At 71.0% G+C, this 13,110-nt stretch carries 13 protein-coding genes; 4 read left to right on the top strand and 9 right to left on the bottom strand.

Annotated elements, in window-relative coordinates:
* Positions 1-120: 120 nt before the first annotated feature.
* The 4 genes from A4R44_RS31830 to A4R44_RS31815 all read left to right on the top strand — a co-directional run bounded on the left by A4R44_RS31830 (position 121) and on the right by A4R44_RS31815 (position 4,547).
* Entirely contained in the window at positions 121-2,223 is a 2,103-nt protein-coding gene (locus A4R44_RS31830; RefSeq protein WP_067588956.1) for a DUF6541 family protein, read from the top strand.
* Between the two features lie 101 nt (positions 2,224-2,324).
* On the top strand, positions 2,325-3,266 hold the full coding sequence (gene ligD, locus A4R44_RS31825) for a non-homologous end-joining DNA ligase (protein ID WP_067588888.1): 942 nt from the start codon (positions 2,325-2,327) through the stop codon (positions 3,264-3,266).
* Positions 3,267-3,343: 77 nt separating this feature from the next.
* On the top strand, positions 3,344-3,694 hold the full coding sequence (locus A4R44_RS31820) for a hypothetical protein (protein WP_232791872.1): 351 nt from the start codon (positions 3,344-3,346) through the stop codon (positions 3,692-3,694).
* A 76-nt stretch (positions 3,695-3,770) separates the two neighbouring features.
* Entirely contained in the window at positions 3,771-4,547 is a 777-nt protein-coding gene (locus tag A4R44_RS31815; protein ID WP_067588954.1) for an SDR family oxidoreductase, read from the top strand.
* Here the strand turns inward: A4R44_RS31815 and A4R44_RS31810 are convergent.
* The 9 genes from A4R44_RS31810 to A4R44_RS31770 all read right to left on the bottom strand — a co-directional run bounded on the left by A4R44_RS31810 (position 4,544) and on the right by A4R44_RS31770 (position 13,033).
* The gene (locus A4R44_RS31810; RefSeq protein WP_067588884.1) at positions 4,544-5,017 is read right to left on the bottom strand and encodes an SRPBCC family protein; all 474 of its coding nucleotides are present in this window, start codon (positions 5,015-5,017) and stop codon (positions 4,544-4,546) included. The genes A4R44_RS31815 and A4R44_RS31810 overlap by 4 nt on opposite strands.
* Before the next feature lie 47 nt (positions 5,018-5,064).
* A complete protein-coding gene (locus tag A4R44_RS31805; protein WP_067588882.1) occupies positions 5,065-5,268 on the bottom strand; it encodes a DUF6186 family protein in 204 nt (67 codons plus the stop codon).
* Positions 5,265-5,855, bottom strand: coding sequence for a hypothetical protein (locus A4R44_RS31800; protein WP_067588880.1), 591 nt, complete (start codon positions 5,853-5,855; stop codon positions 5,265-5,267). Before A4R44_RS31800 ends, A4R44_RS31805 begins: the two co-directional genes overlap by 4 nt.
* Before the next feature lie 136 nt (positions 5,856-5,991).
* Entirely contained in the window at positions 5,992-6,897 is a 906-nt protein-coding gene (locus A4R44_RS31795; protein WP_067588878.1) for a cobalamin-binding protein, read from the bottom strand.
* A gap of 14 nt (positions 6,898-6,911) precedes the next feature.
* The gene (locus A4R44_RS31790; RefSeq protein ID WP_067588876.1) at positions 6,912-8,012 is read right to left on the bottom strand and encodes a serine hydrolase domain-containing protein; all 1,101 of its coding nucleotides are present in this window, start codon (positions 8,010-8,012) and stop codon (positions 6,912-6,914) included.
* An 8-nt stretch (positions 8,013-8,020) separates the two neighbouring features.
* On the bottom strand, positions 8,021-9,598 hold the full coding sequence (locus A4R44_RS31785; RefSeq protein ID WP_067588874.1) for an ABC transporter ATP-binding protein: 1,578 nt from the start codon (positions 9,596-9,598) through the stop codon (positions 8,021-8,023).
* Complete coding sequence (locus A4R44_RS31780) at positions 9,595-10,491, bottom strand: ABC transporter permease (protein ID WP_095213758.1); 897 nt, start codon at positions 10,489-10,491, stop codon at positions 9,595-9,597. The genes A4R44_RS31785 and A4R44_RS31780 overlap by 4 nt, the downstream gene beginning before the upstream one ends.
* Positions 10,488-11,444 (bottom strand): ABC transporter permease, encoded by a 957-nt coding sequence (locus A4R44_RS31775; RefSeq protein WP_067588872.1) that lies wholly within the window; start codon positions 11,442-11,444, stop codon positions 10,488-10,490. Before A4R44_RS31775 ends, A4R44_RS31780 begins: the two co-directional genes overlap by 4 nt.
* A complete protein-coding gene (locus A4R44_RS31770; protein ID WP_067588870.1) occupies positions 11,441-13,033 on the bottom strand; it encodes an ABC transporter substrate-binding protein in 1,593 nt (530 codons plus the stop codon). The genes A4R44_RS31775 and A4R44_RS31770 overlap by 4 nt, the downstream gene beginning before the upstream one ends.
* Positions 13,034-13,110 lie beyond the last annotated feature (77 nt).

The following is a 13,110-nucleotide window of genomic DNA, read 5'->3' as shown; positions in this document are numbered from 1 at the left end:
AATCGAAGGCGAATCGGAAGTTACGCCTTCGACGCCCGGCCGGCGGCCCCAGTCTTCAGTACAGCTTGCAGTTCCCCGTGGAATCCAACGAGTTCTTCACGAGATTGGGTGGTCTTCGCCGTGAGTCTGCTTTTGTACCCGCTGGCGGGGCTGGCCGTTCTCGCCGTGCCGGGGCTTCTGGTGCAACTCGCCGCCGGCGTCCGGGACAAATTGTGGCTGGCCGCGCTGACCGCGCCGGTCAGCATCGGCGTGTACGGCTTCGCCGGTCTCGCGTCCGGCATTCCCGGGCTGTCCTTCGGGATTCCGCTCGCGCTCGCGGTGACCGTGCTGCTGTCCGCGATCGTCTTCGGCATCGCCTGGTTCCGCCGCGGCCGCACCGAGCCCGCGCCGATCGAGCAGCCGGACACCTCGCTGCTGCCCGCGCTGACCGGCCGGTGGCTGCTGACGGCCAAGATCGGCGCCGCGGTCCTGGTGCTGGGCGGCATCGCGCTGGCCATGCAGCAGTGGCACGGCGGCCTCGGCTCCTGGGACACCTACCCGCAGGAACACGACACGATCATCCACATGGTGCTGGTCGCCTACATCAGCGACACCGGCCGGGCCGCGCCGTGGGACCTGCTGCCGATCGACGTGCTGACCGGGCAGCCGGTGTCGTTCTACCCGTCCGGGCTGCCGCTGCCCGCCGCGCTGTCGGGCCAGGTGAGCGGCGGGCCGATCACCGGCTTCAACGTGGTGAACGCCCTGATCACCGGGCCGGTGTTCGTGCTCGGCTCGGCGGCGCTCGCGGCCGCGGTGTTCCGCAGGCTGCGCGCCGGATCGGGCTGGACGGCCCTCGCCGGCGGGGCGGCCGCGCTGGTCGCGGCCGGTCTCTACCGGCCGGGCGTGCAGCTTCTGCACGACGGCGGGATCGCGCCGAACGCGGCCGCGATGAGCATGGCTCCCGGCGTGCTCGCGGCGCTGATCACCGCGGGCGGGCTCCGCGGCTGGGGGCCGGGTTCGCGCTGGCTGCGGGCCGTCGTGCTGGGCATCGGGGTGGCCGGGGTGTTCTCGGTCCACCCGAGCGTGGCCGCCACCGTCGGGCTCAGCGTGGTGGTGTTCTGGATCGTCGAGGCCTGCACGAAGCGGGGACGGGAAATCCTGCGCGGGCAATGGCCGGTGCTGCTGGCCGCCGGGGTGGTCGCCGCGCTCGCCTCGGCAACCACCCTGCTCGGCTCGGCGAGCCAGGCCACTCGCACCGGGACGTGGTCGCCGGACATCCCGCCCGGACCGTTCGGCGACGCGCTGTCGAGCAACCTCAAGCTCACTTACGGCGGCTATTTCGATCCGCACGGCATCTTCTCGCAGCTCAGCGCGGGCGTGCTCGCGCTGGTGGGGGTGCTGGTCGTCCTGGCGCTGCGCCGTGCCTGGGGCGTCGCCGCGATGTGGCTGTTCTGGCTGGCGATCGTCGTCGATTTCAGGGTGCACCCCTGGTCGGGCATCGGCTCGATGGTCGGATCCCCGTTCTACAAATCGTATGTGCGCATTCAGTCGCACATTTCCCTGTTCATTCCGGTGCTGGCGGCTATCGCGGTCGTATTCGTGGCGATCGGAATCATTCGCTTGGCCGGGAAGCCGGAGAAACCGGCGGTGTTCGGCTGGGCGCGACGGTTCGCCGGTCCGGTTTCCGCGGCATCGCTCGCCGTCGTGCTGGCCGGATATGTCGGCTACGCCGCGATTCCCTACGAACACCGCAACGCCGAGGTGATCGCCACCCGCTACGCGAAGCCGGAGTTCACCAGGGTGAACGACGACGACAAGCGGGCGGCGAAGTTCGTCGAGGAGCACATCAAGCCCGGCGAACGGCTGATGAACAGCGCCAACGACGGCTCGACCTACGCTTATGTCGAGGACCGGGTGCCGGTGGTCAACGTGGTCACGCTCGGCTCGGCCCTCGAACCGGTGACCTATGAGCTGCTGCGCTCGTTCCGCGACTACCCGACCGACCCGAAGATCCGGAAAACCGTGTTGTCGCTGAACATCGGCTACGTCTACGTGGACAGCGCAGCGCCCACCATGGGCGCGGGACCCGGTTCGCCGAACAGCTGGTACACCGCGCCGACGTTCGAGCTGGCGCCGGGATTGCAGAACCTGGACGGCCTTCCCGGCCTCTCGGTGGCCTTCCGGTCGGGCACGGTGACGGTGTACAAGCTGGATCGCTCCGTGCTGGCCGCGTTGCCGAATTGACCGAGCCCGGTGGCGGGACGCCGCTCCGCGGCGGGCGGGCAGTTCACCCTCGTGCCGTCCGGCCGCTGACGTCCCGGGCGTTTCCGGATACGGTCGGTGCCATGGCTAAGGGCGAGGCCGTCGAGCTCGACGTGGGGGACCGGACGGTCCGGGTGTCCAACCCGGACCGGGTCTGCTTCCCGGCGCGCGGCGAGACGAAGCTCGATCTCGTCCGCTACTACCTCTCGGTCGGCGACGGGATCGTGCGCGCGCTGCGGGAACGGCCGTGCATGCTGCACCGGTTCCCGTCCGGGGTGACCGGCGAGAAGGTGCACCAGAAGCGGGTGCCCAACGGTGCGCCGCCGTGGCTGGAGACGGTGCGGGTGCAGTTCCCGCGCTACCACCGCCACGCCGACGAGCTGTGCGTGACCGAGCTGGCGCACGTCGCGTGGGCGGTGCAGATGTCCACTGTGGAGTTTCATCCCTGGAATTCCCGTCGCGCGGACACCGAACGGCCGGACGAATGGCGGATCGACCTCGACCCGATGCCGGAATGCGGGTTCGCCACGGTGCGCCGGGTCGCGCACGTCGCCGAAGAAATCCTCGACGAGCTGGGCGTGCGCGGCTGGCCGAAGACGTCCGGCGGCAGCGGGATGCACATCTACGTGCGGATCGAGCCGCGCTGGGGGTTCGCCGACGTCCGCCGGGCCGCGCTGGCGTTCGCGCGCGAGGTCGAGCGGCGGGCTCCGGACGAGGTCACCACCGCCTGGTGGCGCAAGGACCGCGACCCGGAGAAGCTGTTCGTGGACTACAACCAGAACGCCCGTGACCACACGATCGCCAGCGCCTATTCGGTGCGCGGCGTGCCCGAGGCGCTGGTGTCGACGCCAATACGCTGGGACGAGGTCGACGACGTCGACCCGCACGACTGCACGATCGCGACCGTGCCCGCGCGGTTCGCCGAACTCGGCGACCTGCACGCGGGGATCGACGACGTGGCGTACTCGCTTGAGCCGTTGCTGGAGTGGGCCGACCGGGACGGGTTGGAGGCAGAGGACTCCTGAGCGAAGTCGAGCGGGCGCCTGGCGTCATGGGGGAGCCTCCGCCGCGTCTCCCCGGGGACGGAGCGGAGGGGAGCACGATGGACGGTGCTGGGCAGAACGATCCGCTTGCCGTGCTCTACCGGCTGCACCAGCAGCTGCGCGTGCTGTCGCCGGTGCTGACTGTCGCGCCCGGACGGCCGGAAACGAAGGCCATGCTCGACGGCCTGGCCGAGACCGTTTCCGAGGCCGCCGGCCTGCTCGCGACCGCGGAACCGGCCGCGCTGGCCGCGCTGCGCCAGGGGTTCGAGCACGCGCGGGCCGGGCGGGGGAATGAGACGACGTCGGAGCTGATCACCGCCTACGGGCGGCTGTCGGTGCTGCTGCGGAAAGACGCGCCGCGCCGGGACGCAGCGGACGAGCCGACGGTGCGGTGGCGTTCGAGGTTTTGACCCGCGCGGTGCCAGGCATGCCAGGATGGCGGGCGAGAGCCGGCTGAGCCCGGGCGATGCGGCAGGGGAGGACCACGTGGCCGAGCAGATCCTCGTCACCGGCGGAAGCGGGCAACTGGGCCGGGTGGTCGTGGAACGGCTCCGGGCCGCGGAGGTTCCGGTGCGGGCGTTGAGCCGGCGGAGGCGGTCCGGCGAAGGTGTCCGGTGGACGGCCGGTGACCTGCGCACGGGACGGGGGATCGACGTCGCGGTCGCCGGGGCGGGGACGGTGATTCACTGCGCGACGGACTACCGCCGGGAGGTCGAGACGGTCCGCACGCTCGTCGAGGCCGCGCGGTGGAGCGGGCAGACGCCGCATCTGGTGTACGTCTCGATCGTCGGCGTGGACAAGATCCCGCTCGGGTACTACCAGGCGAAACTGGCCGCCGAGCAGCTGATCGCGGGTTCCGGGATGCCGTACACGATCCTTCGGGCGACGCAGTTCCACTCGCTGGTCCGGACGATCCTCGCCGGCGCCGCGCGCCTGCCTGCAGTGCCGGTGCCGAAGTTCCGCTTCCAGCCCGTCGACGTGCGCGACGTCGCGGCGCGGCTCGTCGAACTGGCGCGAGGCGAACCGCGGGAGCGGGTCTCGGACTTCGGCGGACCGGAAGTGCGGACGACGGCCGAGCTGGCGCGTGCCCTGCTCGCCGCGTCGGGGAAGGCCAGACGGCTCGTTTCGGTGCCGGCACCGGGGCGGGTCGCCCGGGGCTACGCGGCTGGCGCGAACCTGGCGCCCGAGCACCCGGACGGCGTGGTCACCTTCGAGCAGTATCTGGCGGAGCGGGGCAAGCCGGCCGCGCTGCGGTACCGCTAGCCGGCGGCTCGGCGGCGGACGGTGCGCTCCAGGATGCCCAGCGTCGCCTTGAGGGCGGATTCGGGCACGATCGGGAAGGTCAGGCGCTCCTTCCACTCCTCGCTGAGTTCGGACCAGTCGTAGTAGGACGTGACGCGGGTGCCGTCCTCGGCGGGTTCCAGCCGGTAGCCGTAGACGTGGCGGACGTGCGGGCGGAGGCTGCCCTCGACGGTCCAGGCGATTTCCTCGTCCGGGACCAGTTTCGTGATGACGACCTCGACGTCGTACTTGCCCAGCGGCCGGTCGCCGAGCGCTTCCCGGTCCATGTGGACCACGAACCGGTCGCCGGCCCGGGTGACCGGTTCGCCTTCGGCGGCCATGAGCATCCCGGACGCGTCGATGTCGACGTGGCCCTGCGGGTCGGCGAGAACCGCGAAGACGGCGCCGGCGGGGGCGGGAATGATCCGGGAGACTTCGAGGCGTTCGCTCATATCGTCGACTATAGCAGAAATAATCGATGATTTACCCGGGGCTGGGGTCAGCTCTGGACGAAGAAGTGCCAGCCGACCCACCACCAGGCCAGCACGAGCGCGATCCGGGTGGACCGCTTGCGCATCAGTGCGGAGAGGACGCGGGTCAGCGACGGGATTTTCTCCGGGAACAGGTGGCTGCCCAGCCACAGCAGGAGCGCGGCGGCCACGATCGCGCCGAAGCCGATTTCGGTGATCAGCCTGCTGCTCATGCCGTTCTCCTCGCGGTGGCGGCGGCTCGCAGCATCGCCAGCCCGGCGGCCGTCCAGACGCCGAGCGCGAGAGCCTGCACGACGCGGTTGCCGAGGATCGGGTCGACGAGGTCGCTCATCGTGGGATGCGTCAGCGAAAGTCCGCCAGCCGCTTGTTCGTAGACGAAGGAGATGAGTTCCCAGAGGCACCAGGAGATCGCCAGCGCGACCCACAGCCAGCTGCGGCGCGGCACCGGTCGCGGCGGGAGCGAGGGGTCCCGCCATTCCACGGTGAGCGCGCCGACGCCGATCGCGGTGACGGCCAGGAACATCGGCACGGTTTGGCGGCCGAAGACCAGGGCGACCAGGGCGACGGCGACGATCAGCGAGGGGCCGGGCAGGCGGGTGGCGGGGAGCAGAGCGTCGGCGGGGGTGCGGTGGCGTTCGGTGACGATCAGCAGGATCGCGGCGGCGAAGAAGATCACGCCGTCGGCGGGAGCGCCTCGGATCCAGTGGGCGAGGGAGGCGATGAGGAGAGCCGCGATCGGGAGATCGACGGCCAGGCGGGGCGCCGGGTAGTCCGCCGCGTGCCGTTCGGGCAGTGCCATGGGACGCCCCCGTTCCGTGCCGGTCCTGCATGAGGGACAACGCGAAAGGGGGCGGGTGGCTTCCCGCGCGGGCGATCTTTTCCGGTCGTGCGTGGCAATCCCGGTTCTCGCCGGGATTGCCACGCACGACTGTCAGTCAGATCCGCCGGGCTTCCGCGGGGCTGACCGGGGGGTCGGCGGGAAGGCCGTGCAGAACCGTCGCGAGAATCTCCGCTCCGCGCACCACCCGGGGGCCGGGCCGGTTGAAGGAGGCCGGGCCGTCGAGGAGCCAGACCCGGTCGTTCCGGACCGCGGGCAGGCCGGTCCAGCCGGGGAGCGAGGTGAGGACGTCCAGCTCAGTCTCGGTCCGGTCCGGGGAGAAGCCGCAGGGGAGCAGGAGCAGGACGTCCGGGCGGGCGGCGAGCACGGCGTCCCACGTCATCGGTTTCGTGTGCTCGCCCGGTTCCGCGAGCAACGGGGCGCCGCCCGCGGTGGAGATCTGCTCGGGCACCCAGTGTCCGGCCGGCCAGAGCGGGTCGAGCCACTCCAGTGCGACCACCCGCGGCCGGGGAAGTCCAGCGATGCGGCGGCCGACCGTGGCGAGCCGTGAGCGGAGTTCGGCGACTCGGGCGGCGGCGACGTCCGGGACGTCCAGAGCGTCGCCGAGGGTGGTCAGGCAGCCGAGGACCTCGTCCAAGGTGCGCGGTTCCAGGCTGAGCACGCGCGGTCCGGCGTCGAGCATCCGCACCGCCGCGGCGACGCGGGTGTAGGACACCGCGCAGACCTCGCACAGGTCTTGCGTGAGCACGAGGTCCGGCGCGAGGGCGGCCAGCTGGCCGACGTCGACCGAGTAGAGCGACGAACCCTGGTGCGACGAGCCGACGGCGGTGGAGATTTCGCGGCTGGTGAGGGTGTCGGAGCCGAGGTCGGCGGCGGTCACCACCGGTACCGACGCGACCTCGGCGGGCCAGTCGCATTCGTGGGTGCGGCCGACGAGGTCGCTCGCCTTGCCGAGAACGGCGACGAGGTCGGTGGCGGCGGGCAGCAGGGAGACGATCCGCATCTCCCCAAGGTAGGTCAGGCGGCCTCGTGCAGTGCCTGCAGAAGCGAGGACGCTCGGCGGTCGACGTCCTCGGCCTGGAGTTCGTTCGGCACGAAGGAGAACGACAAACCCCGGGACGGCCACGCACCGTGGCGGCCGCCGCCGGCTCCGGAATGGCCGAAGGCGGCGGGGTCGGCGCCGGCGGGGCCGTAGGTGCCGATCGGGTCGGCCAGTTCGAAGCCGAGGCCGAAGCGCAGCGGGCGGTCGTTGATCGCGTCGATGCCTTCGGACCAGGTGCGGGTGGCGCGGACGAGGACGTCTCCGGGGACGAGCTTGCCCGAGCGCAGCAGGTCGTAGAGGCGGGCCATCGCGGTCGCGGTGCCGACCGCGCCGCCTGCCGCCAGCGTCGCGCCGCGGTACTCCGGCGAGTTCATCGAGTCGCCCGAGTCGAGCAGGCCGCGGTACATCCGTTCGACGATCCGGCGGCGTTCCTGGTCGTGGAGGAACGTGCTGATCCGGTACCCGGGTGCGCGCCGCAGGGTGGCGACCGGGAGAGCCGGCGGGGCGCCGAGCCGCAGGTCGAGACCGTGCGGCTCGGCGAGGAGGCCGCGGATCAGCGTGCCCAGGTCCGCTCCGGTGACGCGCCGGGCCAGTTCGGTGGCGAGGTAGCCGTAGGTGAGCGCGTGGTAGGCGACCTTCGTGCCGGGAGTCCACAACGGACGTTGGGCGGCGAGGGCCCCGGCGTTCGCCGCGTTGTCCAGCATGGGCAGGTCGGCCTCGACGTAGGGCAGGCCGACGGTGTGCGAAAGGACCTGGGAGACCGGCACGTCCTCCTTGCCCGCCGCGGCGAACTCCGGCCAGTAGCGGGCGACACGTTCGTCCGGGTCGAGCTTTCCCCGCGCGGTCAGCATCGCCAGGACGGTCGCGACCACACCCTTGGTGCCGCTGAACAACACGGCACGGGTGTCCTCGGTCCACGGCACGCCGTCCGCCGCCGAGCCGCCCCACAGTTCCACCACCGGGGCGCCGTCGCGGAACACGCTGAACGCGGCGCCGCCGGTGGTCGCCTCGATGATTTCGCCGAACGCGTCCCGCACGCCCTCGTAACCGGGGTTTACTGCACCGTTGACAGTCATTCGGCTCCTCACAGCCTCGGCGTCGTAGCGAGAAGTTCGCTGGTGTATTCGTGCGACGGGGAGTTCAGCACTGCCTCGACGGCGCCTTCCTCGACGATCTCGCCGCCGCGCAGGACCGCGATCCGGTCCGCCACCTCCGGGGCGAGGGCGATGTTGTGCGTCACGAACAGCATCGCCATGCCGAGTTCCCGGCGCAGTTCGCCGAGCAGTTCGACGATGGTGGCCTGCACGGAGACGTCCAGCGCGGACGTGACCTCGTCGCACACCAGGACGTCCGGCGTCGTCACGAGCGCGCGGGCGATCGCGGCGCGCTGCCGTTCGCCGCCGCTGAGCTGGTCCGGCAGCCGGTTCGCGAGGTCCGGCCGCAGGCGGACCCGGTCCAGGGTCTCGGCGACGCGTTTCCGGCGCTCGGTGCGGGAGAGGGAAGTCAAGCGCACCAGCGGAACCTCGATCGACTGCGCGATCGTCTTGCGCGGGTTCAGCGACGAGAACGGGCTCTGGAAGACGTACTGGATCCGCCGCAGTTCGTCGGTGCTGCGCTGCCGGGCCGCCGGAGCCAGCGGGGTGCCTTCGAGCGCGACAGTACCGGTGAATCCGCGGTTCAGTCCGGCGATGCACTGCGACAGCGTGGTTTTGCCGGAGCCGGACTCGCCGAGCAGCATCACGCTTTCTCCGCGCGTCACGGCGAGGTCGATGCCGCGCAACACCTTGTGCTGCCCGTAGGACATCCGGATGTCGCGCGCGGCGATTACCGCGTCGTCCGGTGGCGGAGCAGCGGCGGGCTCCGCGCCGAGGTCGGGCACCGCAGCGAGGAGCCGCTTCGTGTACGCGTGCTTCGGCCGCCGCAACACGTCATCAGCGACGCCGCATTCGACCAGATCTCCCTGGTACATCACGGCGACCCGGTCCGCGAGCTGCGCCACGACGGCGAGGTCGTGCGTGATGTAGAGCGCCGCGACACCGTGCTCGGACGTCAGCTGCCGGACCGTTTCCAGCACCAGCGCCTGTGTTTTCACATCCAGGCCGGTGGTCGGCTCGTCCAGCACCACGACGCTCGGGCGGCACGCGAAAGCCATCGCGATCCCGACCCGCTGCTGCTGCCCGCCGGACAGCTGATGCGGGTAACGCCGCTGGTATGCCTCGTCGGAGGGCAACCCGACCTCGGCGAGCACCTCAGCCACCCGCTCGCCCGCCGCACCCGCATACCCGTGCGTTTCCAGCACCTCGGCGATCTGCCGGCCCACGCGCAGCGCCGGGTTCAGCGACAACGCCGGGTCCTGCGGGATGTACGCGACCGCGTTGCCTCGCAACTGACGGCGCGCGGCGTCGTCGAGCGTCAGGATGTCGACCGGTTCGCCGTCGCGCGGGTGCAGCACCACCTGGCCGCCGCCGGAGGCCAGCCCGCGCCGGAAATGGCCGAGCGCGGCCAAACCGGCGGTCGTCTTGCCGGAGCCGGACTCCCCGACGAGCGCGAGGACCTCGCCGGGGGCGATCTCGTAGGACACCGAACGCAGCACCGGACGGCCCGCTGTCGTGCGCACGGCCAGCCCGGTCACCTCCAGGGCCTTGGTCATGGCTGTGGTCATCCCCGATCCTCCCGGGTCCGCCCGGCCGCGGCCGAGGCGAGCGAGTCGGCGACGAGGTTCGTGCCGACGGCCAGCACCGCGATCGCGACCACCGGGAGCAGCACGCCCCACGGCTGCACGACGAGCGCGATCCGGTTCTCGTTGATCATCAGGCCCCAGTCCGCGGCGGGCGGCTGGATGCCGAGCCCGAGGAACGACAGCGAGGCGATGTATCCGATCGAATACGTCAGCCGCAGCCCCAGCTCCACCATCAGCGGGCCGGTGATGTTCGGCAGGATCTCGCGCAGCAGGATCCGGCCGCGCGGCACGGCGTACATCTCGGCCGCGCGGATGTAATCGTGATTGCGCACCGAAACCGTCGCCTGCCGGGCGACCCGCGCGGTCCGCGGCGCGTGCGTCAGCCCGATGACCAGCACCAGCAGCCAGCCCTTCGGGCCGATCACCGCGATCGCCAGCAACGCGATGACCAGCTGCGGGAACGACAGCAGCACGTCGTTGCCGCGCATCAGCAGGCTGTCCAGCCAGCCGCCGCCGTACCCGGCGATCATGCCGAGCAGCGCGCCGAGCACGATGCCGAGCGCGGTGGCGAGCACCGCGTACAGCAGCAGCGTGGTGCCGCCCGCCAGGAAGCGGGTGAGGACGTCGCGGCCTAGGCCGTCAGTTCCCATGAGTCCGCCGGGTTTGAACGGTTTCCCGGCGAAGTCCGTGGTGGTGTGCCCGGTGAGGATCGGTCCGAGCCAGGGGCCGAGCAACGCCACGAGGACCACGACTCCGGCCAGCACGGTGCCGACCTTGGCCTGCGGGAACGTCCAGGCGGTGCGGATCAGCCCGGCCGCGCGCGGCGGCGTTTCCGGGACGGCGGGCACCACCTGTTCTTCTTCGACCGCGGTCATCGCAGCGCCTCCGTCCGGAGCTGGGGATCGGCGAGGATGCCGATCACGTCGGCCAGCAGGTTCACCACGATGTAGACCGCGGCGATCAGCAGCGTCACCGCCTGGACGACGGCGACGTCGCGTTTGCCGACCGCGTCGATCAGCGCCTGGCCGATGCCGGGGTAACGGAACAGGAATTCGACCACCACGACGCCGCCGGCCAGCCACGCCAGCTGGATCGCGACGACCTGCGCGACCGGCCCGACCGCGTGCGGCAGGGCGTGCCGCAGCAGCACCGTCCGCTCGCGCATTCCCTTGAGCCGTGCCATTTCCACGTACCCGGAATCGAGGACTTCGCCCATCGTCGCGCGCATCATCCGGGTGATGTACGGCGTCACGACGAGCACGAGGGTGAGCACCGGCAACACGAGCTGACTCGGTTGCGCCCATACCGCTTCGCCTGGTGGCGTGAGGGTGACTGAAGGCAGGACGCGGAACACCGTCGTCGCGAAGAGGACGATGAGCGCCACGCCGATCACGAACTCCGGCAAGGCGGCGATCACCAGGCTGACCCCGGAGACGACCTGGTCGCCGGCGCGGCCGCGGCGCATCGCGGTCCAGGTGCCGAAGGCGAGCCCGAGCGGGGTGGCGATCACGGCGGCGAGCACGAGCAGGACGAGCGAGGCCGACACGCGGTCCGCCAGCAGCGTCGTGACCGGGCCCTGGGTCGAGGTCGACGTGCCGAGGTCGCCGGTGAACAGGCCGCCCAGCCAGGAGAGGTAGCGCTGCCAGACCGGTTCGTCGAGGTGCAGCTGGTGCTGCAGCGCGGCGATCCGCTCCGGAGTCGCCTGCTGGCCGAGGATGGCCCGCGCCGGATCGCCCGGCAGCAGCAGCGTCGCGACGAACACCAGCAGGGTGACCAGCCACAGCACCACGAGGCTCACGAGCAGCCGTTTGAGGATCAGCCGGGTCATGCCGCGCCCCCTTCCGCCGTGCCGAGCCAGACCTGGCGGAACTGGTAGCCCGACAGCGAGATCCCGGTCCGGTCCGGCACGAATCCGGCCACATAGGACTGGTAGGCGTCGACCTGGTCGACGAACCCCCAGACGATCAGCCCGCCGCGTTCGTATTCGATCTGCTGCGCGCGGTGAAGCAGCTCCGTGCGCGCCTTCGGGTCCACGGTGGCGCTCGCCCGCGTGACGAGGCCGGTGAATTCCGGGTCGTTCCAATGGGTTTCGTTGTAGGGCGCTTTCGGCAGCGCGCCGGACGCGACCTGCGGCAGGTAGTTGCGCGTGTACCAGAAGTCCTGCGCGAAATCCCAGGACAGGTAGTTCTCGCCGTAGAACGTGGTGGTGTCGATCTTCCGGATCCGCACGTTCACGCCTGCTGCCTTGGCCTGCTGCTGGAAGACCTGCGCCGCCTCGACCGCACCGGCCTGGATCGGCGCGGTGACCAGTTCGATGTCGAGGTTCGGCTTGCCCGCTTCGGCGAGCAGCCGTTTCGCCTCGGCGATGTTCTGCTTCCGCTGCGGCAGTTGCCGGTTGTAGGCCGGGTCGAAGGGCGCGTACAGGTCGTTGCCGACCCGGCCCTGTCCGCTGAGCACCTGATTGATCATCTGCTCGCGATCGACCACCAGGCGCAGCGCCTGGCGCACGCGGACGTCGTTGAAGGGCGGCCGGTCGACGCGCATGGTGAACGGCAGCCAGGTCCCGGTTTCCGACCGGAGCACCTGGATCCGCGGATCGCTGCGGAGCACGTCCACGAGCGCCACCGGAACCTGGTCGATCGCGTCCACTTGGGACGAGAGGAGAGCGTTGATCCGGGCGTCGTCGTCGGCGAAGTTGATGAGCGACAACCGGTCCAGGTACGGCTCGCCCGGACGCCAGTAGTGCTCGTTGCGCACGAAGGTGCTCTGCAGCCCGGCGGTGAAGGTCTCGGCTTTGAACGGGCCGGTGCCGATCGGCCGTTTGACGTCGAAATCGGCCGGGACGATGCCGAGGCTGTACTGCCCGAGCAGGTCGTCGAAGCCGGAATTCGGGGAGGTGAGCCGGAATTCGACGGTCCGGTCGCCGGTCGCGGCGACCTCGCCGAGCATGCTCAGCCCGGCCGCGCCGCTCTTCGGGTCCTTCGGGTCGGTGATCCGGCGGAAGGTCGCGACGACGTCGGCCGGGGTCACCGGGCGGCCGTCGTGGAAGCGGATGCCCTGGCGCAGCACGGCGGTCCAGGTGCGCGCGTCCGGCGAGGACTTCAGCGATTCGGCGACCAGCATCTGGAGCCGGTAGTCGTGATCGCGCAGCAGGAGCGGCTCGTAGAGGTTGAGCACCCGGGCGATGTCCGGGTTCGTGGCGGGGATGTGCGGGTCGAGCGTGTCCGACGCGCCTCCGCCGGTGACTCCGACGCGAAGAGTGCCGCCTCGCCGGGGTGGCCCGGAGGGGACGGCGGCGGCGACGGTGGAGCCGCAGGCGGCCAGCAGGGGAGCGGTGCCGGCGAGAGCGGCGCCGCCGAGCGCGGCGGTGAGGAATCGGCGGCGGGAAACGTTGGTCGGTTTACATCGGGCTTCCATGGGTGACTTTCGAGCGGGTGTCGTGAGTGGCGATCCCGGTTCTGACCGGGATCGCCGCTCACGACACGATGGGGGGA

Source organism: Amycolatopsis sp. M39 (assembly GCF_001651785.1).
GTDB lineage: Bacteria > Actinomycetota > Actinomycetes > Mycobacteriales > Pseudonocardiaceae > Amycolatopsis > Amycolatopsis rubida.
The sequence above is the reverse complement of the archived record's forward strand: the minus strand, read 5'-3'. Positions and strand labels throughout refer to the sequence as shown.

Coding starts and splice junctions, on each gene's coding strand:
- A4R44_RS31790 (WP_067588876.1), bottom strand. CDS start 8,012: ATGACTGTCAACGGTGCAGTAAACCCCGGTTACGAGGGCGTGCGGGAC.
- A4R44_RS31795 (WP_067588878.1), bottom strand. CDS start 6,897: ATGCGGATCGTCTCCCTGCTGCCCGCCGCCACCGACCTCGTCGCCGTT.
- A4R44_RS31810 (WP_067588884.1), bottom strand. CDS start 5,017: ATGAGCGAACGCCTCGAAGTCTCCCGGATCATTCCCGCCCCCGCCGGC.
- ligD (WP_067588888.1), top strand. CDS start 2,325: ATGGCTAAGGGCGAGGCCGTCGAGCTCGACGTGGGGGACCGGACGGTC.
- A4R44_RS31775 (WP_067588872.1), bottom strand. CDS start 11,444: ATGACCCGGCTGATCCTCAAACGGCTGCTCGTGAGCCTCGTGGTGCTG.
- A4R44_RS31785 (WP_067588874.1), bottom strand. CDS start 9,598: ATGACCACAGCCATGACCAAGGCCCTGGAGGTGACCGGGCTGGCCGTG.
- A4R44_RS31800 (WP_067588880.1), bottom strand. CDS start 5,855: ATGGCACTGCCCGAACGGCACGCGGCGGACTACCCGGCGCCCCGCCTG.
- A4R44_RS31805 (WP_067588882.1), bottom strand. CDS start 5,268: ATGAGCAGCAGGCTGATCACCGAAATCGGCTTCGGCGCGATCGTGGCC.
- A4R44_RS31820 (WP_232791872.1), top strand. CDS start 3,344: ATGGACGGTGCTGGGCAGAACGATCCGCTTGCCGTGCTCTACCGGCTG.
- A4R44_RS31770 (WP_067588870.1), bottom strand. CDS start 13,033: ATGGAAGCCCGATGTAAACCGACCAACGTTTCCCGCCGCCGATTCCTC.
- A4R44_RS31780 (WP_095213758.1), bottom strand. CDS start 10,491: ATGACCGCGGTCGAAGAAGAACAGGTGGTGCCCGCCGTCCCGGAAACG.